Raw genomic sequence first — 21,761 nt, 5'->3', positions numbered from 1 at the left:
CTTGATGTGGCTGGGCGAACGTCCCATGCGTCCGGGCCAAATTGTCAAGAGCGCGATCCGCGCAAAAAGTAAGCGAATCTGCACATCCTGTAACTTGTTGGCACCGGGCGACGACTTAGTTCACAACTTGAAGATTTTTATGGCGGCCCATAATTGCCGGTTTCCCGCGGCACGCCCGGTTGGCGTGCTTTTCCAGCTTCTGCGACATCCATGACCAAGCAAACCCTTTCGTTCCAGGCCGAAGTGGCCCAGCTGCTGCACCTCGTCACGCATGCGCTGTATTCCAACCCGGAGATCTTCCTGCGCGAGCTGATCTCCAACGCGTCCGACGCCTGCGACAAGCTGCGTTTCGAGGCGCTGAACGACGGCAAGCTGTACGAAGACGCGCCCAACCTGGAAGTGCGTGTGTCCTTCGACAAGGCCGCCAAGACACTGACCATCACCGACAACGGCATCGGCCTGTCGGAGGCCGAGGCCATCGCCAACCTGGGCACCATCGCCAAGAGCGGCACCAAGGAGTTCATGGGCAAGCTCAGCGGCGACCAGAAGGTCGATGCGCAGCTGATCGGCCAGTTCGGCGTGGGCTTCTATTCGGGCTTCATCGTGGCCGACAAGATCACGGTCGAGTCGCGCCGCGCCGGCTTGCCGGCCAGCGAAGGCGTGCGCTGGATCTCCGGCGGCACGGGCGACTTCGAGGTCGAAACCATCGATCGCCCGGCGCGCGGCACCAGCGTCACGCTGCACCTGCGGCCCGATGCCGAGGAATACCTGAGCACCTGGAAGCTCAAGTCCGTCATCAGCAAGTACTCCGACCACATCTCCCTGCCCATCCTGATGCGCAAGGAAGAGTGGAAGGAAGGCGAGGACAACAAGGGCGGTGACATGGTGCTCACCGACGAGTGGGAGACCGTGAACAAGGCCACGGCCCTGTGGTCGCGTCCCAAGAAGGACGTGAGCGCCGAGGAATACAACGAGTTCTACAAGCAGATCAGCTACGACCACGAGGCCCCGCTGGCCTACACGCACAACCGCGTGGAAGGCAGCACCGAGTACACGCAGCTGCTCTACATCCCGTCCAAGGCCCCCATGGACCTGTGGAACCGCGACAAGAAGGGCGGGCTGAAGCTCTACGTCAAGCGCGTGTTCATCATGGACGACGCCGAGGCGCTGCTGCCGACCTACCTGCGCTTCGTGAAGGGCGTGGTTGACTCGGCCGACCTGCCGCTGAACGTGAGCCGCGAGCTGCTGCAGGAAAGCCGCGACGTGCGCGCGATCCGCGACGGCTGCACCAAGCGCGTGCTGTCCATGCTGGAGGACCTGGCGAAGAAGCAAAAGACCGTGCCCGAGAGCAACGAGGGCAAGATCGACGTGGGCTCGGGTGAATCCGTGCCGGCGCCCGAGCCGACCGAGGCCCTGGGCAGCAACGACGTCAGCGACGTGGTGGACAAGAACACCACGACGGCCGCCGATGCCTCGGCCCAGCACGCCGACGAGTCCGACAAGTACGCACGCTTTTACGCCGAGTTCGGCTCGGTGCTCAAGGAAGGCCTGGGCGAAGACTTCGCGAACCGCGAGCGGCTGGCCAAGCTGCTGCGCTTTGCGAGCACGCAGTCCGACGCCGTGACCGTGTCCTTTGCCGACTACAAGAGCCGCATGAAGGAAGGCCAGGAGGCCATCTACTACATCACGGCCGACAGCCTGGCCGCGGCCAAGAACAGCCCGCAGCTCGAAGTGTTCAAGAAGAAGGGCATCGAAGTCCTGCTCATGACCGACCGCGTGGACGAGTGGGCGCTGAACTACCTCAACGAGTTCGACGGCACGCCGCTGCAGTCCGTGGCCAAGGGCGCGGTCGACCTGGGCAAGCTGCAGGACGAGGACGAGAAGAAGGCGGCCGAGGAAGCCGCCGAGACCTTCAAGCCGCTGCTGGCCAAGCTCAAGGAAGCGCTCAAGGACAAGGCCGAGGACGTGCGCGTGACCACGCGCCTGGTCGACTCGCCGGCCTGCCTGGTGGTGCAGGACCACGGCATGAGCACGCAGCTGGCCCGCATGCTCAAGCAGGCCGGCCAGCAGGCACCGGAAGTCAAGCCGGTGCTGGAAGTGAACGCCGAGCACCCGCTGGTCAAGAAACTGGAGGGCTCGGTGCACTTCCACGACCTGGCCCATATCCTGTTCGACCAGGCCCTGCTGGCCGAAGGCGGACTGCCCGACGATCCCGCGGCCTACGTGCGCCGAGTGAACGCTTTGCTGGTCTGAAGGTCCAAACCACCATGTCCACATCGACCGCGCCGTCTCGCCACCGATCCACCAGGCTGCTGGCGCTGCTCGCCGTTGCCGGCCTGCTGTCGGCCTGCGCGGCCGGCGTGGGCATCGGCATCCCGATCTTTCCGGGTGTGTCGCTGGGCGTCGGTGTCGGCTCCGGTGGCGTGAACGTGGGCGTCGGCGCAGGCGCCGGCCCCGTCGGCGTGGGGGTGGGCGTGAACCAGAGCGGCCAGGTCTCGGCCGGCGCCGGTGTGGGTGTCAGCACCGGCGTGGGCGGCGGAGCCCGGGTCGGCGCCGGTGTGGGCACCGGCACCGTGATCTACGATCCCAAGGATCCGAAAAACGACAAGCCGCGCTGAGGCCCGGCTTCAGACGTTCAGCGGCTCTTCTTCCATCGCTTCGACCTGATCCTGCAGCATGACGACTTGGCCCTGCCAGTAGTCGCTGCTGCCGAACCACGGGAAATTGGCCGGGAAGATCGGGTCGGCCCAGCGCCGCGCCAGCCAGGCGCTGTAGTGGACGAGGCGCAAGGTGCGCAGCGGCTCGATCAGCGCCAGCTCGCGCCGGTCGAAGCTGCGGAACTGCTCATAGCCGTCCAGCAGGCCAGAGAGCTGCAGCGTGCGCTGCTTGCGGTCGCCGGACAGCAGCATCCACAGGTCTTGCACCGCAGGGCCCATGCGGGCATCGTCCAGGTCCACGAAGTGCGGGCCACCGCCGGGGCGGTCGGTCGGGGTCCACAGGATGTTGCCGGGGTGGCAGTCGCCATGCAGGCGCAGTTGCGCGATGCCTTTGCCGACATCGGCCAGCGGGCTGGCGGCCACCACTTCGAGCGCGCGCGTGCAGGCCTTGTCCCAGTCGGCCTGCACGTCCAGCGGCACCATCTGGTTGCCCAGCAGCCATTCGCGCGAGGCCGCGCCGAAGCTCGCCAGGTCGAGTGCCGGGCGTTCCACGAAAGGTTGGGCCGCGCCCACCGTGTGGATGCGCGCGAGGAAGCGGCCGATCCACTCCAGCACTTCGAAGTCGTCGAGCTCGGGGGAACGGCCGCCGCGACGCGGGCAGACGGAGAAGAAGAATTCCTCGAAACGGTGCAGCGTGGTGCCGCCAATGACCAGCGGGCAGACGGCGGGGACTTCTGCTTCGGCCAACTGCGTGCCGAACGCATGCTCTTCGACGATCTGCGCCTCGCTCCAGCGGCCGGGCCGGTAGAACTTGGCGACCACGATGTCGGGCACGCCGTCGGGGGGGTCCTGCAGGTGCGCCTGGTAGACGCGGTTCTCGTAGGAGCTCAGCGCCATGAGCCGGCCATCGCCGATGAGGCCGATGCTGTCCAGCGCGTCGAGCACGCGGTCCGGGGTCAGCGCGTCGTAGGGATGGCGGCTGCTGGCGCCGAACAGGGAATCAGGATGCATCCGGCGATTGTGGCGCGGGGGCTGCCCCCGCGCCGCCGGTGCGTGATCAGACCAGGGTGATCTCGACCGGGATGTTGCCGCGCGTGGCGTTGGAGTACGGGCACACGCCATGGGCGGCGTCGACCAGCGCCTGGGCGGCTTCGCGCTCCATGCCCGGCAACGCGACCTTCAGTCGCACGGCAATGCCGTAGCCATGCGACGTGGGGCCGAGGTCGACTTCGGCATCGACGGCCACGCCTTCGGGCACGGCGATCTTCTTCATGCCGCCCACAGCCTTGATGGCGCCGATGAAGCAGGCCGAGTAACCCACGGCGAACAGCTGCTCGGGGTTGGTGCCGGTGCCCGAGGTGCCGGGCGAGCTGAGCTTGACGTCCAGGCGGCCGTCGGAGGTCTTGCCGGCGCCGTCACGGCCGCCGGTGGTGTGGGAGCTGGCGGTGTAGAGAACCTTGTCGAGGGTGGTGGTCATGGTGCTGTCTTCCTTCTGGGTGATGCTTCGGCTGAAGCGGGGTTGGGATGGGTGGAAAGGATCAACTGCCCAGGCGTTCGCGCAGTGCGCGCACCTGCTGCGTGAGGGCCTGGATCTCGGCCACCGAGCACTGCGAGGCCGCCAGCACGCAGCCGGGGATGCGCGCGGCGCGGGCCTTGAGCTTGCGGCCCTCGGCGGTGAGCGAGATGTGCACACGCCGCTCGTCTTCCACGGCGCGGATGCGGGCGATGAGGCCGGCCGCCTCCAGCCGCTTGAGCAAGGGCGTGAGCGTGCCGGAATCGAGAAACAGCCGCTCGCCGAGCTCGGAGACCGACAGGCCATCGCGCTCCCACAGCGCCAGCATGGCCAGGTACTGCGGGTAGGTCAGGCCCAGCTCTTCGAGCAGGGGCTTGTAGAGCTTGGTCATCGCGAGCGAAGCCGAGTACAAGGCGAAGCACAGCTGGTGGTCCAGCTGCAGTGCTTGCTCGTTCAGGGTTGTTCGCGGGGACGCCATGGGTCGAATTCTAACGAACAATTCAATTGTGTGCAATTCAATTGCAACCACTTGAAACGGCCGAGACCGCTCAAGCCTCCAGCAAGGCCGACAGCCGCGCCAGCGCGTGGCGCACCGTGGCGGCGCGCACCGCCGCGCGGTCACCCGCGAAATGCTGGACCTCGCTGTGCACGCCACCGGGCCAGGCCCAGCCGAACCAGACCATGCCGACGGGTTTGTCCGCGCTGCCTCCGCCCGGGCCGGCCACACCGGTCACGGCCACGGCCAGCTGGGCATGCGACCGCATCACTGCGCCCTGCGCCATCGCGCGCGCCACGGGCTCGCTGACGGCGCCGTGCTGCGCGATGACGGCCGCATCCACGCCCAGCAGCTCGGTCTTGGCCGCGTTCGAGTAGCTCACGATGCCGCGCTCGAACCAGTCGCTGGAGCCCGCCAGGTCGGTGCAGGCGCCGGCGATCAGGCCGCCCGTGCAGCTCTCGGCCGTGGCCATCATCCAGCCTTTGGCGCGCAGTTGCGCGGCCAGGCGTTCGACGAGATCGGGAAGGGAATCGCTCACCACAGAAACCTCCACAGGGCCAGCACCAGCAGCGTGCAGAACGCCGCCACCAGGTCGTCGAACAGGATGCCGAAGCCGCCGCGCGCGCCGCCGCCCTTGAAAGCCTGGTCGGCCCACGCCACCGGGCCGGGCTTGGCGGCGTCGAAGTAACGGAACAGCGCAAACGCGGCCAGCTGGCCCCAGAAGCCCACGGGCATCACCAGCCACAGCACCAGCCAGAAGGCCACCACCTCGTCCCACACGATGGCGCCGGGGTCGGCGATGCGCAGGTTGCGCGCGCACACCGTGCAGGCCCACCAGCCCACGGGCAGCGAGGCTGCGATGAGCCAGCCGATCTGCACCGCATCCAGCCAGCCCGTGAGCACCACGTAGGCCAGCCAGGCCCACAGCGTGCCTGCCGTGCCGGGCGCCACGGGCGACAGGCCGGAGCCGAATCCGAGCGCGATGCAGTGTGCCGGATGCGACAGCATGAAGCGCGGCGTAGGGCGGCGCGGCGCCAATGCTGGCGCGGCTTGCGGGGCGATTTCGGGCAGGTCGGTGGTCATGGAATGCCTGAATGGTAGCGGCGCATCCGCGGCCTATGATCCTGCGGCACCCCTCCACCCCGACCACCATGCACGACTTCATCGCCCAACAATCCTTCGGCCTTGTGGCCGACCTGATCGCCCGCCACGCGGCCGCGCAACCCGGCCACGTTGCGCTGGTGGACGGCACGCAATCGCTGGACTACGCCGGCCTGGACCGCGCCATGGACCAGGTGGCCCTGGCGCTGCAGCAGGCCGGCATCCAGAGTGGCGAGGCCATCGCCATCTGCGCCGCGAGTTCGGTGCCCTATGCCACCGTGTTCATGGGCGCGCTGCGCGCTGGCGTGGTGGTCGCACCGCTGGCCCCCGGCGTCACGCCGCAGAGCCTGGCGCAGATGATGGCCAACGCGCAGGCCAGGCTGCTGTTCACCGACGCGGCCAGCAGCGACAGCGTGGGCCCGGCGACGGCCGAGGGCCCGCAGCGCATCGCGCTGGACGGCAGCGGCGTGGGCAAGCCGCTCGCCGAATGGTTGGCGCCAGCGGGCCAGAAACCCGCGCCGGCCACCGTCACGCCGACCTCGCCGTTCAACATCATCTATTCCTCGGGCACCACCGGCGAGCCCAAGGGCATCGTGCAGTCGCATGGCATGCGCTGGTCGCATGTGCAGCGCGGGGTGAGCTACGAATACGGGCCGGGCACGGTCACGCTGCTGTCCACGCCGCTGTACTCCAACACCACGCTGGTGCTGTTCTTCCCGACGCTGGCCTTCGGCGGCACGGTGCTGCTGATGGCCAAGTTCAACGCAGCCGAATACCTGAAGCTGGCCCAGGCCCACCGCGTCACGCACACCATGCTGGTGCCGGTGCAGTACCAGCGCATCCTGGCGCTGCCGGGCTTCGGCGATTTCGACCTGTCGAGCTTTCGCTACAAGTTCTGCACCAGCGCGCCGTTCTCGGCCGCGATGAAGGCCGAGGTCCTCCAGCGCTGGCCGGGTGGCCTGATCGAGTTCTACGGCATGACCGAGGGCGGCGGCAGCTGCATCCTCGAAGCCCACGTCAACCCTGACAAGCTGCACACCGTGGGCCGGCCCGCGGCCACCAGCGACATCCGCCTGATCGACGACGCCGGCCATGAAGTGCCCGCGGGCGAGGCCGGTGAAGTGGTGGGCCACTCGCCCGGCATGATGACCGGCTACCACCGCAAGGACGACAAAACGCGCGAGGCCGAGTGGTTCGACCCCAGCGGCAAGCGCTTCATCCGCACGGGCGACATCGGCCGCTTCGATGCCGACGGCTTTTTGATCCTGTTCGACCGCAAGAAGGACATGATCATCTCGGGCGGCTTCAACATCTACCCGAGCGACCTCGAAGGCCTGCTGCGCGAGCACCCGGCCGTGCTGGAGGCCGCCGTGGTGGGCGTGCCATCCGAGGCCTGGGGCGAGACGCCCGTGGCCTTCGTCGTCGCGCGCGAGGGCGAGCCCGTGGAGGCCGGCGCGTTGAAGGACTGGCTCAACGAGCGCGTGGGCAAGACGCAGCGCCTGTCCCAGCTCGTGCTGGTGGACAGCCTGCCGCGCAGCGCCATCGGCAAGATCCTCAAACGCGAACTGCGCGACCGCTGGGTGGCGCCCACCGCCTGATGGCCGGCGGCCCTGTGCGCGACCAGCACAAGGCCCAGCTGGAGCGCGCGATCTTCCGTGAGTTCGCGCAGCGCTACCGTGCCGACATCGACCTGCATTCGCTCGTGAGCGGAGACCCGAATGCGCGCGAGCCCGACATCCTGGCCCGCTCCACCGAGAGCGACGAGCCGCTGGCCTTCGAGCTCGTGCGCCTGACCGAGCAGGACAGCCAGGTGCTGGCGCGCCAGACCCCGCGCCTGCCGCCGGCCGATGCGCCGCCCGCGCGGCTGCCGCCGAACGAGGCCTCGGTCGATGCGTTCTCGCGCAAGTTCAAGAAGGCCGAGGCCGGCCTGTACAGCGGCGTGGCCGCGCACGACCTGGAGCTGCTCGCCTGGTCCGACCACCTGGCCACGCCCTGGCCGCAGGTGCTGGCAAGCGCCGAGGTCTGGCTCACGCACTACGCCAGCGCTGCGCACTTTGCGATGGTGTGGCTGTGGCGCCGGCCGGAGTTCTTCGGCGACCCGCAGCAGTCGGCCTGGGTGTGGTCGCCGGGGCGGGGGTTGCGCAGGTTTGGTTGAAGTTTCAAGCTCCAGGCCTAAAATACAGAAATCTGTACATTCATGACAGGACTGCAAGCCATGAAGACCACGCTCGACCTCAACGACACCCTGTTCACCGAAGCCAAGGCTTTGGCCGCGCAGCAGCGCATCAGCCTCACCCGCCTGATCGAAGAAAGCCTGCAGTTGCGCTTGAAGGCACAGAGCCGCGCGCGCAAGCCCCAGGCGCTTCCGGTGTACCGGGGCAAGGGCGGGTTGGTGGCCGGCTTGGACGGTCGCAGCAACAAGGCCCTGCTGGACGCGGCGGATGACGCCTGACGTCAATGTGCTAGTGGCCGCGTCGCGCAGCGATCACCCGCACTACGAGAAGGCGCGCGCCTGGCTGGACGAAGCCATCGCCGCCGCCGGTCAGGGGCGGCCTTTGCGCGTGCAGGCCATGGTGGTGGCAAGCTTCCTGCGCCTGGTCACCCACTCCAGGATCTTTGTGCAACCAACGCCAACCGATGAGGCGTTGCGCTTCATCGACGCACTCAAGGCCATGCCGGGCGTGGAGCAACCCGCGCTCGGCGCGGAATGGCCGGTGCTGCGTGAACTCTGCGCAACCAAGCCACTGGCGGCCAACCAGATTCCAGATGCGTGGCTGGCGGCGGCGGTCCTGCAGCAGGGCGAGCACCTGGTCAGCTTCGATGCGGACTTCAGGCGCTTGCTGCCGCGCTCGCAGTTCACCCGGCTAACGCCGTGACGGCCTGAGGCCGCACCTCACACCGACCGCCACTGCAGCGGCAACGCCCCCTCGATCAACCGCTGCGCACGCACCCGCAGATGCAGCGCGCGCTCGATGCCCGTGGCCGCGAACGACGCCGCATCGGCCCACAGCAGCTCCGCCGTCACGGCCAACTGCAGCAGCGCGCCCGTCTCGACATCGACGAACAGCAGGCCGGCGCGCGGATCCAGGTGCAGGTTGCCCAGCGTGTTGAAGAACTGGTTGCCCGGGTAGTCCGGCACCAGCAGGCTGCCGTCCGGCTGCACGCGCACGAAGCCCGGTGCGCCGCCCCGGTGCGATACGTCCACGCCGCCTGCCGCATGCGCGCCGCTGGCGGCCGTGGCGATGAAGAAGGTGTCGGCCTGGGCCACGATGCGCCGGCCTGCCTCGTCCAGCCGGTCGGCCCGCACCAGGCGTGGCGATGGCGGCAGGCTCTCCACGTAGCGCGCCTCGCGCGGCTGCATGTACTTGGGGCAGTTGCCGAAGCTTTGCCCCACCTCCACCGTGAAGCCATCCGGCCGCAGACCGTGCACCGTGCCGTTCATGCGGTTGCGCCGGCGGGTGTGTGGGGCGATCCCGAGCAGGCCGATCGGCGCGCCTTGCGCCAGCGTGTCGTGCAGCACGTCGCCCCACAGCGGCGCAGCCGCCACGTCCAGGTGCCGGGCGTCCGGTGAGCGCAGGAAGCCGGGTGGCCCGGCCAGCAGCGAGGCCCAGGGCTGGCAGGCGGCGTCCACGGTGCCCACCACGAGGAACGGCAGCTCGGCGAAGAAGGCGCGGTGCTGCTCGGGCATCTCGTTGCGCATGATGCGCGCGCCCACCTGCGCCAGCCACTCGCGCGAGCCGGCGCGCGTCTGCAGGGCGCGCTCGCCGGCATGGAACACTGGGTCGTGGTCGGCGGTGGGGATGTCAGGCATGGCGGGGTCCCTGGTGGAAGTACGAGCCACGATTGTGTTGATCAGGCCTGCGAACATAAATGGGCCACAGCGCAGTGGACTGATCCACTTTCCGGAGCAATTGGCTATGCTGCGCGCCATGGACACCGTGCGCGCCATGCAGACCTTCGTGCAGATCGCCGACGCCGGCAGCCTCACGGCAGCGGCCCAGGCGCTGGACAGCTCCCTGCCCGCCGTGGTGCGCATGCTCGCGGCCTACGAGGCGCATCTGCAGGTGCGTCTGTTCAACCGCACCACGCGCCGCATCGCACTGACGGACGAGGGCCGGCGCCACCTGGAGAGCTGCCGCCAGATCCTGGCGGCCATCGCCGATGCCGAGGCTGCGCTGCTCGCCGAGGCCACCGAGCCGGCCGGCCTGCTGACCATCACCGCGCCCGTGCTGTTCGGCCAGCTGCATGTGGCGCCCGCCGTGACGCGCTTCGCGCAGGCCCATCCGCAGATGCAGTGCCGATTGCTGCTGGCCGACCGCGTGGTGAACCTGCTGGAGGAGAACGTGGACGTGGGCGTGCGCATCGGTGCGCTGGCCGACTCCAGCCTCGTGGCCCGGCGCATGGGCCAGATCCACCGCCACGTGGTGGCCCACCCCGGCCTGCTGCGCACGCACGGCACGCCGCAGCACCCGACCGCGCTGCGGCAGCTGCCCTGCGTGCGCGTGAGCGGCCATGCGCCGGGCTGGGGGCCGTTCGCGGACGGCAAGCGCAGCCTGCGCGTGGAGGTCAGCGGCCAGCTGGAATTCAGCGAGATCGGCCCGGCCATCGACGCCTGCGCCGCGGGCGCGGGCTTCGGCAACTTCTACTCTTACCAAGTGGCCGAGTACGTGCGGCGCAGGAAGCTGCAGATCGTGCTGCGGGACTTCGAACCGCCGCCGCAGCCCATCCACCTGGTCTACCCGCACGCCCGGCTGCTGCCGCGCCGCGCCCGCGTGTTCCTCGACTGGATGCGCGAGGCGCTGCAGGCGTTCGATGCGGGATCGACGGCCCGTTAGCGCCAGGCCGCCCAGAGCATCGTGGCGCCGGCCACCAGCAGCAGCGCGTCCATCAACAGCCGGAACTTCGATGCGTCCAGCGCCAGCACCACGCGCTTGGCCAGGAACGCGCCGGCCGTCAGCGAGCTGCCGACGATCAGCCCTTTGGCGATGGCGTCCACCGGCAGGGCGCCCAGGCTGCGGAAGGTCAGCGCCTTGGCCGCGTACACGGCCAGCGAGCCGAGCGCCTCCGTGCCCAGGAACGCGCCCTTGACCAGGCCATAGGCCAGGAAGAACGGCGTGTTGACGGGCCCGGTGCTCACCACGATGCCGGTCAAAAAACCGATGCCTGCCCCCACCAGCGCCAGCTGCCACAGCTGCAGCCGCAGCTGCCGCCGCGCCAGCCAGCGCCGCAGCGGGATCATGGCGATGAAGAACAGCCCCAGCACGGCCTCCACCACGCCGACCGGCAGCGCCAGCAACGTGCGCGCACCGAGCGCGGCGGCCGGCACGCCCGTGGCCGCATAGACGGCGGCGGCGCGCCAGTCGATCGCGCGCCACCAGACCACGACGCGCGCGGCGTTGGCCATCAGCGCGGCCATCGCCATGATGGGCACGGCCTCGCGCGGGCCGAACACCAGCACCAGGGCCGGCATCAGCATGATGGACGAGCCGAAGCCCACGATGCCGCCCACCGTGCCGGCCACCAATCCCAACAGCAGAACGAGCGCGAATTCCAGCATCACCCACCGATCGCGCGGCATTGTGCCCGCGGCTGGCCGGCGGCCCTGAACCGCGCGATCATGCGTGGGGCGATCACATCCCAAGAAAGACACAAGATGGACCGATTCGATTTCGACCTGGTGGTGCTCGGTGGCGGCAGCGGCGGCGTGCGCGCCGCGCGCATGGCGGCCCAGCGCGGCGCCCGGGTGGCCGTGGTGGAGGCGGCCGCGCTGGGCGGCACCTGCGTGAACGTGGGCTGCATCCCCAAGAAGCTCTACAGCTACGCCGCCCACTACGCAGAGGCCTTCGAGGAGGCCGCGGGCTTCGGCTGGCAGGTGGAGGCGCCGCGCTTCGACTGGGCCACGCTCAAGGCCAACCGCGCCAGGGAGATCACGCGGCTGAACGGCATCTACCGCGACCTGCTCAAGGGCGCGGGCGCAGAGATCGTGGCGGGCTGGGGCCAACTGGCGGACCCGCACACCGTGCAGGTCGGCGAGCGGCGCCTGCGCGCCCAGCACATCCTCATCGCCACCGGCGGCACGCCCTTCATGCCCGACATCGCGGGTGCCGAGCTGGCCATCAGCTCGGACCAGATGTTCGACCTGGACCCGTTCCCCAAGCGCCTGGTCGTGGTGGGCGGCGGCTACATCGCCTGCGAGTTCGCGTCCATCTTCCGCGGGCTCGGCGCGCAGGTCACGCAGCTGCAACGCGGCGGCCGCATCCTGTCGGCGTTCGACGAGGACATCAGCCGCTTTCTGGCCTCCGAGATGGGCAAGACCGGCATCGATCTGCAGCTCAACGCGCAGGTCGAGCGCATCGTGCGCCAGGCCAAGGGGCTGCACCTGACGCTGGCCGACGGCGCGCTGCTGGACGCCGACGCCGTGCTGTTCGCCACCGGGCGGCGGCCCAACACCGCCAACATCGGCCTGGAGGCACTCGGCGTGCAACTGGACGAGGACGGCGCGGTCGCGGTCGATGCGCACTACCGCAGCAGCGTGCCGTCGGTCTTTGCGCTGGGTGACGTGTCCACCGACATGCCGCTCACGCCCGTGGCCACGGCCGAGGCCATGGCGCTGGTGGACCACCTGTTCGGCCCGCTGCCGGGCAAGCCGGCGCGCAGCGTTTCGTACGAGAACATCCCCACCGCCGTGTTCACGCACCCGCCGGTGGGCACCGTGGGCTACACCGAGGAGGCGGCGCGCCGCAAGTTCGGCGACGTGACCATCTTCCGCACCGAGTTCAAGCCGCTCAAGCACACGCTGTCGGGTAGCAGCGAGCGCACGCTCATGAAGCTGGTGGTCGATGCCGAGACCGACCGCGTGGTGGGCGTGCACATGGTGGGCATGGACGCCGGCGAGATCCTGCAGGGCTTCGCCGTGGCGCTGCGCGCGGGCGCGACCAAGGCGCTGTTCGACAGCACCATCGGCATCCACCCCACGGCGGCCGAAGAGTTCGTGACGCTGCGCGAGCCGGCGGTCGATTAGCGCCCCGTGAAACGCGGCGCGCGCTTTTCCTTCCAGGCCAGCGCGCCTTCCTGCAGGTCGCTGGAGGCCAGGGTCTGCAGCACGGCTGCGCGCACGCTCTGCGCGTCCATCTGGCCACGCGCCATCTGGTTCAGGTGACGCTTCATGCCCAGCAGCGCCAGCGGCGCCATCGTGCCCAGCCGCTCGCACAGCGCCTGGGTCTGCGGCTCCAGCTCGTCGGCGCTGACCAGGTGCGTGAGGAAGCCGCAGGCCTGCATGGCGCCCGCATCGAGCTTGTCGCCGGCCAGGAACAGGCGCTTGGCCACGTCCACGCCCAGGCGCGTGACGTAGCGCTGCATGCCGCTGGCGTAGAAGTGCAGGCCCAGCCGCGCGGCCGGCATGAACATCTCGACCGCCGGCGAGCCGATGCGGAAGTCGCAGGCCAGGGCCATGTCGGTCGCGCCGCCATAGATGCCGCCGTGCAGCACGGCCACCGTCACGGCGCGGCAGTCTTCCAGCGCATCGACCATGTCGCCGAAGCCCGTGCCCTCTGCCTGGCTGCCGCCCACCTCGGCGATGTCGTAGCCCGCGCAGAAGTGCTTGCCCGTGCTGCGCAGCTGCAGCACCAGCACCTGCTCGGAAGCGTTGACGGCGGCCACGTGCGCGCGCAGCACGGGCAGGTCTTCGGGCGCCAGCTTGTTGGCGGCGGTAGGCCGCTGCAGGGTGATGGTGGCGATCGTGCCGGCGATGCGGAGCTCAGGGGTCATGGGGTGCAACGGGGAGGTGAACGGGGCAATATAAGCGCTCGGGCGGCAGCCCCCGGCCCGCGCTGCCTGGCACGGGCATTGCACAATCCTCGCATGCCCTACCTGCCGCCCTTCATCGCACCGACCTTCTACACCGACCCGGCCGCCGCACTGCAGCAGGTGCGCTTCATCTACAACCAGCAGATCGACCACCTGCGCGATGCCATGCAGCATTTCGTGGCCGGCGACACGCCACCGGGCCATGTACGCGCCTGCTATCCGTTCGTGCGGGTGCATACCGAGACCCTGTCGCGTGCCACGGCCGAGGAGGAACTGGACCGCCTGGCCTACGGCTTCGTGGCCGGCGCCGGCCGCTTCGAGACCACGCTGACGCGGCCCGACCTGTATGGCAACTACTACCTGGAGCAGTTCCGCCTGCTGCTGCAGAACCACAAGGTGCCGCTGGAGGTGGGCACCAGCACGCAGCCCATCCCCGTGCATTTCTCGTTCAGCGAGCACGACCATGTGGAGGGCAACCTGAGCGCCGAGCGCCGCCGGCTGATGCGCGACGTGTTCGATCTGCCGGACCTGGCCGCCATGGACGACGGCATCGCCAACGGCACCTACAACCCCAGCCCGGGCGAGCCGCAGCCCCTGTCGCTCTTCACCGCACCGCGTGTGGACTACTCGCTGCACCGGCTGCGCCACTACACGGGCACGGCGCCCGAGTGGTTCCAGAACTTCGTGCTGTTCACCAACTACCAGTTCTACATCGACGAGTTCGTGCGCATGGGCCACGAGGCCATGGCCGACGAGAACAGCGAGTACATCGCGTTCGTGGAACCGGGCAACGTGGTCACGCGCCGCAAGGACCTGCCGCCGCAGGACATCGACGCGCTGGGCGCCCTGCCCCCGCGCCTGCCGCAGATGCCGGCCTACCATCTGCTGCGCGCCGACCACACGGGCATCACCATGGTGAACATCGGCGTGGGCCCGGCCAACGCCAAGAACATCACCGACCACATCGCCGTGCTGCGCCCACACGCCTGGATCATGCTGGGCCACTGCGCCGGCCTGCGCAACACGCAGCAGCTGGGCGACTACGTGCTGGCCCACGGCTATGTGCGCGAGGACCATGTGCTGGACGAAGAGCTGCCGCTGTGGGTGCCGATCCCCGCGCTGGCCGAGATCCAGGTCGCGCTCGAAAAAGCCGTGCGCGACGTCACCCAGCTCGAAGGCCCCGAGCTCAAGGGCGTGCTGCGCACCGGCACCGTGGCCAGCACCGACAACCGCAACTGGGAGCTGCTGCCGGACAACAAGCCCCAGCTGCGCTTCAGCCAGAGCCGGGCCGTGGCGCTGGACATGGAGAGCGCCACCATCGCGGCCAATGGCTTTCGCTTCCGCGTGCCCTACGGCACCTTGCTGTGTGTCTCCGACAAGCCGCTGCACGGCGAGATCAAGCTGCCGGGCATGGCCAACCACTTCTACCGCGAGCGCGTGGACCAGCACCTGCGCATCGGCATCCGCGCGGTGGAGCTGCTGCGCGCCCAGGGCATCGACCAGCTGCACAGCCGCAAGCTGCGCAGCTTTGCTGAAGTCGCGTTCCAGTAGCCCGCGAGCCTGTGGAGATCGACACCCTCTCGATGATGACCGTGGCGATGGCCAACCTGCTGGGCATCTCCGTCGTGTTGCCGCTGATCATGGGGCGCAGCCTCACGCCGGCCGCCCGTGCCATGCAGGCCGGCCTGCTGCTGCTGACCCTGGGCTGGGCGATGCTGACGGCCTCCGAGTACGCGAACTCGTTCGTGCTGTCGGTGCTGTCCATGGGCAGCCTGTCGGCCAGCCTGGTGATGCTGCACCGGGCACTGGGCGGCTGGCTGGGCCCGCGGCCCGGCGAGCGGGCGATCGTCGTGCTGGCCGTGCTCGTGCCCGTGGGCTATGCGCTGACGTTCTCGAGCTACGCGGTGCGCGTGGGCTGGTCCAACTTCCTGCTGGCCGCGATGCTGGTGCTGCTGGCGCGCGCCACGCTGCTCGCGCGCCGCAACGCCGGGCGCCACTGGCGGCTGGTGCTGCTGGCCTGCTTCGCCAGCATGGCCGTGCTGACGGCCGCGCGCGGCCTGCTGGGCGCCTTCTTCACGAGCTTCTACCCGACCTTTCTGGCGCCCAACCCGGTCAACATCGCGGCCGCGCTGGCGACCAACATCGCCGTGGTGCTGGGCACGGTGGCGCTGCTGGTGGCCTGGCGCGACGAGGCCGACCACCGGCTGCGCACCATCGCCAACACGGACAGCCTGACCGGCCTGCCGAACCGCCGCGGTTTCACCGAGCGCGCCGAGGCGTTGTTCGCCAACGCCAAGCGCTACCACCACCCGCTGACCGTGCTGATGCTGGACCTGGACCACTTCAAGCAGGTCAACGACCGCCACGGCCACGACGGCGGCGACAAGGCGCTCGTGCTGTTCGCCGAGATGCTGGGCGAGACGCGGCGCACCGGCGACCTGGTCGGCCGCCTGGGTGGCGAGGAGTTCTGCGTGCTGCTGCCCAATGCCAAGCTCCACACCGCGAGCGGCTTCGACCAGCGGCTGCGCGCGCGGCTGCAGCAGCAGGTGAAGGCCAAGCTCGGCTTCGCGCTGGACTACAGCGCCGGCGTGGCCGCCCTGAGCACGCAGGACACCACGCTTGCCGGCCTCATGGCGCGCGCCGATGCCGCGCTGTACCAGGCCAAGCGCGAGGGCCGCGCCAAGCTGCTGATGGGCCAGAGCGGCGCGGGCGATACGGTGGTGTGACCGCAGGCTGCGGGCCCGGCTGATAGCATGCCGCGCATGCTCGAGCCCTTCACTCCGTTCCTCGTCCACTGGGCCATCACCGCGCTGGCGCTCTGGGTCGCCAGCCACATCTTCAAAGGGCTCACCTTCGACAGCAAGGGCGCGCTGGCCGTGTCGGCGCTGCTGCTGGGCTTCGCGAACGCCATCGTCAAGCCGCTGCTCATCGTGCTGACCCTGCCGCTCACGCTGCTGACTTTCGGCCTGTTCCTGCTGGTCATCAACGCGCTCGTGATCCTGCTGGTCGCGGCGCTGGTGCGCGGCTTTCGGATCTCGGGCTTCTGGACGGCCGTCTTCGCCAGCCTGTTCGTCTCGCTGCTGAGCATCGTGATCGGCTCGTTCGTGGGCGGCAGCGACCCGGCCACGCAGATCCAGATGCCGCAGGGCGGCACCTGGCTGTAGCGCGACTCAGCGCGCAGCGCCGGCCGGCGTGCTGCGCAGCACCTCGGCCAGCCCATCCTTCCACCACCGGGCCTGCCCGGTCGTGCCATGCCCGCTGGTCTGCGCGCTGGCCGGGATCAGCAGGATGCGGCCGTTCTTCACGCACTGCATGCCCTGCTCCAGCAGGCCCAGCTCGGGCAGGTTGCGCTCGTCGTCGGCCGAGTTGATGGCCAGCACCGTGGCCTGGATGCGATCGAGCTGGCCACTGGCGTCGTAGTCGCGCGAGGCGTCCCACTGGTACAGGTGGTCGTTGGCGTCGCCGATGGTGGGTGCGGCCAGTTGCCGGTCGACCAGCGCGTCGGCCTGCGCGCGCGTGGGCGCCTCGTACTGCAGCTTTTGCGTGCCGCCGCTGGTGGCCATGCCGAAGTGCGCCAGCGCAAACTTGAAGCCGGCCGGCTGCTCGGTGTACAGGCCATTGGCCCACGCCGGGTCGCGCTTGATCGCCTCGATCAGCAGGCGCCGCATCATCCAGTTGCGCCCCGACATGGCAGCGGGCACCGAGGCCATGGGCACGGCGATGTCCATGTAGCCTGGGTACTTCTGCGCCCACATCCAGACCTGCATGCCGCCCATGGAATTGCCGAGCACCATGCGCACATGGGCCAGGCCCAGGTGCTCGCGCACCAGGCGGTACTGGGCCTGCACCATGTCGTCGTAGTTGTATCTCGGGAATGCCATGCGCATGCCGTCGGACGGCTTGCTGGACGCGCCGGCGCCGATCGCGTCGGGCAGGATGATGAAGTACTTGCGGGCATCGAGCGGCTGGCCGGGGCCGAACAGCTCGCCCGCGAAGGCCGGCGTCAGCATGCGCTCGCCCGATCCGGCCGTGCCGTGCAGCACCACCACGGGTTCGCCCCGGGGGTCGCCCACCGTGGTGTAGCCCAGCTTGAGCTGCGGCAGCACTTCGCCGGTGTGGAAGCGAAAGTCGCGCACCACCCATTCCTTCGTCTGCGGCGCCGGGTAGTCGGCAGCCGACGCCGCGCCTGCCAGGGCGATCTGCAGCCCGAAGGCTGCTGCGAGAAGAGGAATGCGCATGGGTGTCTCCTGGTGTTGTGGTTCAGGCTGCCAGGGATTGCATCTCCGCGTACAGATCGGATTTGCCCTCGAAGCCGATGCCCGGCAGCTCCGGCATTGTGATGTGGCCCGCCTCCACGCGCACGCCGTCGGGGAAGCCGCCGTAGGGCTGGAACAGGTCGGGGTAGGACTCGTTGCCCCCCAGGCCCAGGCCGGCCGCGATGTTCAGCGACATCTGGTGGCCGCCGTGCGGGATGCAGCGGCGCCACGACCAGCCGTACTGCTGGAGCATGTCCAGCGTGCGCAGGTACTCCACGAGGCCGTAGCTCAGCGCGCAATCGAACTGCAGCCAGTCGCGGTCCGGCCGCATGCCGCCGTGGCGGATCAGGTTGCGCGCGTCCTGCATGGAGAACAGGTTCTCGCCCGTAGCCATGGGCTTGTCGTAGTGCTCGGCCAGGCGCGCCTGCAGCTCGTAGTCCAGTGGGTCGCCGGCCTCCTCGTACCAGAACAGCGGGTACGCGCGCAGCGCCTTGGCGTAGGCGATGGCAGTAGGTAGATCGAAGCGGCCGTTGGCGTCCACCGCGAGCTGGCAGCCGGGTGGCAGCATGCTCAACACGGCCTCGATGCGCTGGCAGTCCTCGGCCAGCGGCGCGCCGCCGATCTTCATCTTGACGACCGTGTAGCCCCGGTCCAGGTAGCTCTGCATCTCCGCCTTCAGGCCGTCCAGGCCCTTGCCGGGGTAGTAGTAGCCGCCGGCCGCATAGACGAACACGCGCGGGTCGGCCTGCGTGCCCTGGCGCTCGGCCAGCAGGCGGAACAGCGGCTTGCGCTCGATCTTGGCCACGGCGTCCCAGACCGCCATGTCGATGGTGCCCATGGCCACCGAGCGCTCGCCGTGGCCGCCCGGCTTTTCGTTCTTGAACATGGTGGCCCAGACCTTGTGCGGGTCCAGGTTGTCGCGGTCGGCGTCGCGCAGGCTGTCGGGTGCGGCCTCCAGCAGGCGCGGTGCGAAGCGTTCGCGGATCAGCCCGCCCTGGCCGTAGCGGCCGTTGGAGTTGAAGCCGTAGCCGACCACGGGCCTGCCATCGCGCACCACGTCGGTCACCACGGCGACCAGGCTCAGGGTCATCTTGGAGAAGTCGATGAAGGCGTTGGCGATCGGCGAGGCGATGGGGGCGGTACGTTCGAGGATGTTGACGATGCGCATGGTGAGCTCCTTGGGTGGGTGTGCCGCGATCTTAGGAAGCATCCACACATCTCTGAAGTGGTATTGTTTCTTCGTTGAGATTCCATTCGGAGATGGCATGCACGCCTTCGACCCCACTTCCCTGCGCCTGTTCGTCGCCGTCTGCGAGGAGCGCAACATCGCGCTGGCCGCGCAGCGCGAGGCCATCGTGCCCTCGGCCGTCAGCAAGCGCATCGCGCAGATGGAGGCCCAGGCCGGCACGCCGCTGCTGGCGCGCGGCCGGCGCGGCGTGGCCGCAACGCCGGCCGGCGAGACGCTGTGGCGCTACGCGCGCGAAGCCCTGCAGCTGCTGGACCGCATGCAGGCCGAGCTGACGGCCTATGCCGAGGGCGTGCAAGGCCATGTGCGCGTGTTCGCCAGCATGTCGGCGCTGGCCCAGTTCCTGCCCGAGGACGTGGGCCGCTTCGCGCGCCAGTACGAGCAGGTGCGCGTGAGCATGGAGGAGCGCGAGATCTGGGAGGTGGTGCGCGGCGTGGAGGAAGGCCGGGCCGACATCGGCGTGTGCTGGAACGCGGTGGACCTGGGCCGGCTGCAGCGCTTCGCCTACCAGCAGGACCGACTGGCCGTGGTGCTGCACCCCACGCACCCGCTGGCCGCGCGCAAGAGCCTGCGCTTTGCCGACACGCTGGCGCACGAGCACGTGGACATCCTGGGGCGCAGCATCATGAAAACCACGCAGCAGCGCCAGGCTGCCATCGCCAGCCAGCCGCTGCGCACGCGCATCCAGGTCGCCACGGTGGACGCGGCCTGCCGCATCGTGGCGGCGCAGCTGGCGCTGGCCATCGTGCCGCGCGAGGAGGCCCGGCTGTTCGAGCAACCGCTGGAACTGGTGGTGCGGCCCCTGACCGACACCTGGGCGCGGCGCCGCTTCGTGCTGGCCGTGCGCGACCTGAAGGCGTTGGCGCCGGCCGCGCGGCTGCTGCTGGACAGCCTGCGCGCGGCGGCGAAGTGATTCAGCCCTGGCTGCCCACGCCGTGGTGGTGCGTGAACAGGCCGCCCGGGTCCACGCGCCGCTTGACCGCCAGCAGCCGCGCGTAGTGCGGGCCCCAGTAGCGCTGCGGCCAGTCGTCCTCGAAATAATCGCTCTCGGCCACATAGGCGGCCGGCACCGGCACCTGTGCGCGCAGCGCCTGCAGTGCGCCGGCCAGCGCCGCGCGGCGGCTGCGCGCGAGCGCCACGTCGGGCGCGTGGCCCGGCACGCCGGGGTAGGCCGGGCCCTGCTCGGCGCCACAGATCAGCAGCGCGAAAGCCGTCAGCGCGGCCGGGTGCACGGCCGTCTCGCGCGCGGCCGCCAGCACCGCATCAGTGGCGCCGGCCAGGCCCTTGTTCAGGTGCAGCGAGACGCCGGCATGGCGCGTGGCTGCGTACAGGCCTTCCGCCAGCGCTGCGCGCGCGCCGGGCTGCAGCAGCGCGGCGTCCAGCCAGCCCGACTGGTAGGCATGCAGCACCTGGCCGGCCTGGGCCTGGTCGCCGGGCCAGAACAGGTTGGTCTCCGGCGCGCCGGGCCGCTCGTCGCGCGCCACCAGGCCCAGCGCGCGCTTGGCCAGGCTGGGCGCCCAGAACTCTTGCGCCGGCACGCTCACGAAGCGCAGCAGCGAGAAGTCCAGCGCGCAGTCGGCGCCGGTTGCGTCCACGGCCGCGAAGAACGGCGCCCACACGGCCTGGGCCTGCGCCCGGTCCAGGCCCTGGAACACCATGGCCACCTGCAGCACATTGCCGCGGCGCAGCCGGATCTGCTCGCCCCAGTGCGGGTTGACGAGGTGCTGCGCGCAGAACGCCAGCACGAGGTCGATGAGCCGGCGGAAGGCCGCGTCGGAGGCCGCGCGCAGCGTGAAGTTGACGGCGCCGAAGCGCTCGGGCAGCGCATGCACGGCCAGCGTCATGCGCGTGACGATGCCGAAGCCGGCGCCGCCGCCCTTGAGCGCCCAGAACAGCTCGGGCTCGCTGCAGGCGTTCACGGTGCGCAACTGGCCGTCGGCCGTGACCAGCTCGGCCTCCAGCAGGCTGGACGCGGCCAGGCCATAGGCCTTGCTGAAGCTGCCGAAGCCGCCCATCTGCACCAGGCCCGGCACCCCCACCGTCATGCAGCCGCCGCCCTGCACATAGCCGCCGCCGCGCGTGGTCACGAGGTCGTAGGCCTGGTTCCAGAGCACGCCGGCGCCCAGCGACACGGCGCGCCGCGGGGCCTGGTCGCAGCCGGCCGGCACGAAGGCCTCGTGCAGCTGCGCGCTGCGCAGCCGGCGCGTCCAGACCAGCAGCGCATCGGCCGCATTCGACTGGCCCTTGTAGCTGTGGCCGCCGCCGCGCACGACCAGCCGCAGCCGGTGCGTGCGCGCGAAGCCCACGGCCGCGGCCACGTCGGCCGCGCCACGTGCCGACAGCGCGTAGGCCGGCGGCTCGGAGGTCCAGGCGTCAACCCAGCCGTAGGTCTGCGTGCGCGCCACGTCGTCTCCGATGGCATAGGGGTTCTGCGGCCGCGCGAACAACGCGGCGCACGCCGGCGAGGCGGGGTCTGCGCGGCAGGCCGGCCAGGGCGAGGCGACGGCCTGCAGCGCGTCGCCGGTGCGGGCGCGCAATGCCTCCCAGGCGGCGGCATCGGGCCAGCTGGACTGGCCGGGGCGCACGTGCGGCGCGGCGGCCGTGGAGAACGGCAGCGCCGCCAGCGCCAGCACGCGCCTGCGGGCGATACGGTGGCGGTGGTCAGGGTCCATCATGCGGCGGGCGG

The 21,761-nt window shown here is 69.9% G+C and carries 23 protein-coding genes; 12 read left to right on the top strand and 11 right to left on the bottom strand.

What is annotated here, in order from left to right; all coding sequences use genetic code 11:
- Positions 1 to 210: 210 nt before the first annotated feature.
- A complete protein-coding gene (gene htpG, locus ASF43_RS26600) occupies positions 211 to 2,253 on the top strand; it encodes a molecular chaperone HtpG (protein ID WP_056188203.1) in 2,043 nt (680 codons plus the stop codon).
- Positions 2,254 to 2,267: 14 nt separating this feature from the next.
- Positions 2,268 to 2,618: a hypothetical protein gene (locus tag ASF43_RS26595; RefSeq protein WP_056188201.1), complete on the top strand. Its 351-nt coding sequence runs from the start codon at positions 2,268 to 2,270 to the stop codon at positions 2,616 to 2,618.
- 9 nt (positions 2,619 to 2,627) lie between these two features.
- On the opposite strand, the gene ASF43_RS26590 is transcribed toward ASF43_RS26595, so the two are convergent.
- From ASF43_RS26590 to ASF43_RS31025, 5 genes are all read right to left on the bottom strand, one after another.
- Complete coding sequence (locus ASF43_RS26590) at positions 2,628 to 3,668, bottom strand: serine/threonine protein kinase (protein ID WP_056188200.1); 1,041 nt, start codon at positions 3,666 to 3,668, stop codon at positions 2,628 to 2,630.
- Between the two features lie 46 nt (positions 3,669 to 3,714).
- On the bottom strand, positions 3,715 to 4,134 hold the full coding sequence (locus ASF43_RS26585; protein ID WP_056188197.1) for an organic hydroperoxide resistance protein: 420 nt from the start codon (positions 4,132 to 4,134) through the stop codon (positions 3,715 to 3,717).
- Positions 4,135 to 4,195: 61 nt separating this feature from the next.
- Positions 4,196 to 4,648 carry a MarR family winged helix-turn-helix transcriptional regulator gene (locus ASF43_RS26580; protein WP_056188194.1) on the bottom strand — a complete coding sequence of 151 codons (453 nt, stop codon included), beginning with the start codon at positions 4,646 to 4,648 and terminating at the stop codon, positions 4,196 to 4,198.
- A gap of 70 nt (positions 4,649 to 4,718) precedes the next feature.
- Positions 4,719 to 5,204: a CinA family protein gene (locus tag ASF43_RS31030; protein WP_369803341.1), complete on the bottom strand. Its 486-nt coding sequence runs from the start codon at positions 5,202 to 5,204 to the stop codon at positions 4,719 to 4,721.
- Positions 5,201 to 5,749, bottom strand: coding sequence for a phosphatidylglycerophosphatase A (locus ASF43_RS31025; RefSeq protein WP_056188191.1), 549 nt, complete (start codon positions 5,747 to 5,749; stop codon positions 5,201 to 5,203). The genes ASF43_RS31030 and ASF43_RS31025 overlap by 4 nt, the downstream gene beginning before the upstream one ends.
- Positions 5,750 to 5,817: 68 nt before the next feature.
- Here ASF43_RS31025 and ASF43_RS26565 point away from each other — a divergent pair, with 68 nt between their 5' ends.
- From ASF43_RS26565 to ASF43_RS26550, 4 genes are read left to right on the top strand one after another with little or no spacing between them, the layout of a single operon-like run.
- Positions 5,818 to 7,365, top strand: coding sequence for a class I adenylate-forming enzyme family protein (locus ASF43_RS26565; RefSeq protein WP_056188619.1), 1,548 nt, complete (start codon positions 5,818 to 5,820; stop codon positions 7,363 to 7,365).
- Positions 7,365 to 7,922: a hypothetical protein gene (locus ASF43_RS26560; protein ID WP_056188188.1), complete on the top strand. Its 558-nt coding sequence runs from the start codon at positions 7,365 to 7,367 to the stop codon at positions 7,920 to 7,922. The genes ASF43_RS26565 and ASF43_RS26560 overlap by 1 nt, the downstream gene beginning before the upstream one ends.
- Positions 7,923 to 7,982: 60 nt before the next feature.
- Positions 7,983 to 8,219 carry a hypothetical protein gene (locus ASF43_RS26555; RefSeq protein ID WP_056188185.1) on the top strand — a complete coding sequence of 79 codons (237 nt, stop codon included), beginning with the start codon at positions 7,983 to 7,985 and terminating at the stop codon, positions 8,217 to 8,219.
- On the top strand, positions 8,209 to 8,643 hold the full coding sequence (locus tag ASF43_RS26550; protein ID WP_056188182.1) for a TA system VapC family ribonuclease toxin: 435 nt from the start codon (positions 8,209 to 8,211) through the stop codon (positions 8,641 to 8,643). Before ASF43_RS26555 ends, ASF43_RS26550 begins: the two co-directional genes overlap by 11 nt.
- A 17-nt stretch (positions 8,644 to 8,660) precedes the next feature.
- Here the strand turns inward: ASF43_RS26550 and ASF43_RS26545 are convergent, their stop codons facing one another.
- Entirely contained in the window at positions 8,661 to 9,578 is a 918-nt protein-coding gene (locus ASF43_RS26545) for a pyridoxamine 5'-phosphate oxidase family protein (RefSeq protein WP_056188179.1), read from the bottom strand.
- 106 nt (positions 9,579 to 9,684) lie between these two features.
- On the opposite strand from ASF43_RS26545, the gene ASF43_RS26540 reads away from it, so the two are divergent.
- Positions 9,685 to 10,602, top strand: coding sequence for a LysR family transcriptional regulator (locus ASF43_RS26540; protein WP_235578376.1), 918 nt, complete (start codon positions 9,685 to 9,687; stop codon positions 10,600 to 10,602).
- Here ASF43_RS26540 and ASF43_RS26535 read toward each other — a convergent pair.
- Complete coding sequence (locus ASF43_RS26535; RefSeq protein ID WP_200932616.1) at positions 10,599 to 11,324, bottom strand: sulfite exporter TauE/SafE family protein; 726 nt, start codon at positions 11,322 to 11,324, stop codon at positions 10,599 to 10,601. The genes ASF43_RS26540 and ASF43_RS26535 overlap by 4 nt on opposite strands.
- Before the next feature lie 96 nt (positions 11,325 to 11,420).
- Here ASF43_RS26535 and gorA point away from each other — a divergent pair, with 96 nt between their 5' ends.
- The gene (gorA, locus tag ASF43_RS26530) at positions 11,421 to 12,788 is read left to right on the top strand and encodes a glutathione-disulfide reductase (RefSeq protein ID WP_056188176.1); all 1,368 of its coding nucleotides are present in this window, start codon (positions 11,421 to 11,423) and stop codon (positions 12,786 to 12,788) included.
- On the opposite strand, the gene ASF43_RS26525 is transcribed toward gorA, so the two are convergent.
- Positions 12,785 to 13,534, bottom strand: coding sequence for an enoyl-CoA hydratase/isomerase family protein (locus tag ASF43_RS26525; protein WP_056188173.1), 750 nt, complete (start codon positions 13,532 to 13,534; stop codon positions 12,785 to 12,787). The genes gorA and ASF43_RS26525 overlap by 4 nt on opposite strands.
- A gap of 93 nt (positions 13,535 to 13,627) precedes the next feature.
- On the opposite strand from ASF43_RS26525, the gene ASF43_RS26520 reads away from it, so the two are divergent.
- From ASF43_RS26520 to ASF43_RS26510, 3 genes are read left to right on the top strand one after another with little or no spacing between them, the layout of a single operon-like run.
- A complete protein-coding gene (locus tag ASF43_RS26520; protein ID WP_056188170.1) occupies positions 13,628 to 15,124 on the top strand; it encodes an AMP nucleosidase in 1,497 nt (498 codons plus the stop codon).
- An 11-nt stretch (positions 15,125 to 15,135) separates the two neighbouring features.
- Entirely contained in the window at positions 15,136 to 16,299 is a 1,164-nt protein-coding gene (locus ASF43_RS26515; protein WP_056188167.1) for a GGDEF domain-containing protein, read from the top strand.
- Positions 16,300 to 16,335: 36 nt separating this feature from the next.
- On the top strand, positions 16,336 to 16,737 hold the full coding sequence (locus ASF43_RS26510; RefSeq protein ID WP_056188165.1) for a phage holin family protein: 402 nt from the start codon (positions 16,336 to 16,338) through the stop codon (positions 16,735 to 16,737).
- 6 nt (positions 16,738 to 16,743) lie between these two features.
- Here ASF43_RS26510 and ASF43_RS26505 read toward each other — a convergent pair whose 3' ends face one another.
- Both ASF43_RS26505 and ASF43_RS26500 read right to left on the bottom strand, forming a co-directional pair.
- Entirely contained in the window at positions 16,744 to 17,811 is a 1,068-nt protein-coding gene (locus ASF43_RS26505; protein WP_056188162.1) for an alpha/beta fold hydrolase, read from the bottom strand.
- A gap of 22 nt (positions 17,812 to 17,833) precedes the next feature.
- Positions 17,834 to 18,997 carry a mandelate racemase/muconate lactonizing enzyme family protein gene (locus ASF43_RS26500; protein WP_056188160.1) on the bottom strand — a complete coding sequence of 388 codons (1,164 nt, stop codon included), beginning with the start codon at positions 18,995 to 18,997 and terminating at the stop codon, positions 17,834 to 17,836.
- A 97-nt stretch (positions 18,998 to 19,094) separates the two neighbouring features.
- On the opposite strand from ASF43_RS26500, the gene ASF43_RS26495 reads away from it, so the two are divergent.
- Positions 19,095 to 19,988: a LysR family transcriptional regulator gene (locus ASF43_RS26495; RefSeq protein WP_056188156.1), complete on the top strand. Its 894-nt coding sequence runs from the start codon at positions 19,095 to 19,097 to the stop codon at positions 19,986 to 19,988.
- Position 19,989: 1 nt separating this feature from the next.
- Here the strand turns inward: ASF43_RS26495 and ASF43_RS26490 are convergent, their stop codons facing one another.
- Positions 19,990 to 21,750, bottom strand: a complete 1,761-nt coding sequence (locus ASF43_RS26490) for an FAD-binding protein (protein WP_235578375.1) — start codon at positions 21,748 to 21,750, stop codon at positions 19,990 to 19,992.
- Positions 21,751 to 21,761 lie beyond the last annotated feature (11 nt).

The organism is Pseudorhodoferax sp. Leaf267 (assembly GCF_001422405.1).
GTDB lineage: Bacteria > Pseudomonadota > Gammaproteobacteria > Burkholderiales > Burkholderiaceae_C > Pseudorhodoferax.
Note: the sequence above shows the minus strand (reverse complement) of the source record. Positions and strands in the feature narration are given on the sequence as shown.

What these genes read in the sequence shown, in the direction of transcription:
- htpG (WP_056188203.1), top strand. Translation starts at nt 211, where the DNA reads ATGACCAAGCAAACCCTTTCGTTCCAGGCCGAAGTGGCCCAGCTGCTG.
- ASF43_RS26595 (WP_056188201.1), top strand. Translation starts at nt 2,268, where the DNA reads ATGTCCACATCGACCGCGCCGTCTCGCCACCGATCCACCAGGCTGCTG.
- ASF43_RS26590 (WP_056188200.1), bottom strand. Translation starts at nt 3,668, where the DNA reads ATGCATCCTGATTCCCTGTTCGGCGCCAGCAGCCGCCATCCCTACGAC.
- ASF43_RS26585 (WP_056188197.1), bottom strand. Translation starts at nt 4,134, where the DNA reads ATGACCACCACCCTCGACAAGGTTCTCTACACCGCCAGCTCCCACACC.
- ASF43_RS26580 (WP_056188194.1), bottom strand. Translation starts at nt 4,648, where the DNA reads ATGGCGTCCCCGCGAACAACCCTGAACGAGCAAGCACTGCAGCTGGAC.
- ASF43_RS31025 (WP_056188191.1), bottom strand. Translation starts at nt 5,749, where the DNA reads ATGACCACCGACCTGCCCGAAATCGCCCCGCAAGCCGCGCCAGCATTG.
- ASF43_RS26565 (WP_056188619.1), top strand. Translation starts at nt 5,818, where the DNA reads ATGCACGACTTCATCGCCCAACAATCCTTCGGCCTTGTGGCCGACCTG.
- ASF43_RS26560 (WP_056188188.1), top strand. Translation starts at nt 7,365, where the DNA reads ATGGCCGGCGGCCCTGTGCGCGACCAGCACAAGGCCCAGCTGGAGCGC.
- ASF43_RS26555 (WP_056188185.1), top strand. Translation starts at nt 7,983, where the DNA reads ATGAAGACCACGCTCGACCTCAACGACACCCTGTTCACCGAAGCCAAG.
- ASF43_RS26550 (WP_056188182.1), top strand. Translation starts at nt 8,209, where the DNA reads ATGACGCCTGACGTCAATGTGCTAGTGGCCGCGTCGCGCAGCGATCAC.
- ASF43_RS26545 (WP_056188179.1), bottom strand. Translation starts at nt 9,578, where the DNA reads ATGCCTGACATCCCCACCGCCGACCACGACCCAGTGTTCCATGCCGGC.
- ASF43_RS26540 (WP_235578376.1), top strand. Translation starts at nt 9,685, where the DNA reads ATGCTGCGCGCCATGGACACCGTGCGCGCCATGCAGACCTTCGTGCAG.
- ASF43_RS26535 (WP_200932616.1), bottom strand. Translation starts at nt 11,324, where the DNA reads ATGCTGGAATTCGCGCTCGTTCTGCTGTTGGGATTGGTGGCCGGCACG.
- gorA (WP_056188176.1), top strand. Translation starts at nt 11,421, where the DNA reads ATGGACCGATTCGATTTCGACCTGGTGGTGCTCGGTGGCGGCAGCGGC.
- ASF43_RS26525 (WP_056188173.1), bottom strand. Translation starts at nt 13,534, where the DNA reads ATGACCCCTGAGCTCCGCATCGCCGGCACGATCGCCACCATCACCCTG.
- ASF43_RS26520 (WP_056188170.1), top strand. Translation starts at nt 13,628, where the DNA reads ATGCCCTACCTGCCGCCCTTCATCGCACCGACCTTCTACACCGACCCG.
- ASF43_RS26510 (WP_056188165.1), top strand. Translation starts at nt 16,336, where the DNA reads ATGCTCGAGCCCTTCACTCCGTTCCTCGTCCACTGGGCCATCACCGCG.
- ASF43_RS26505 (WP_056188162.1), bottom strand. Translation starts at nt 17,811, where the DNA reads ATGCGCATTCCTCTTCTCGCAGCAGCCTTCGGGCTGCAGATCGCCCTG.
- ASF43_RS26500 (WP_056188160.1), bottom strand. Translation starts at nt 18,997, where the DNA reads ATGCGCATCGTCAACATCCTCGAACGTACCGCCCCCATCGCCTCGCCG.
- ASF43_RS26495 (WP_056188156.1), top strand. Translation starts at nt 19,095, where the DNA reads ATGCACGCCTTCGACCCCACTTCCCTGCGCCTGTTCGTCGCCGTCTGC.
- ASF43_RS26490 (WP_235578375.1), bottom strand. Translation starts at nt 21,750, where the DNA reads ATGATGGACCCTGACCACCGCCACCGTATCGCCCGCAGGCGCGTGCTG.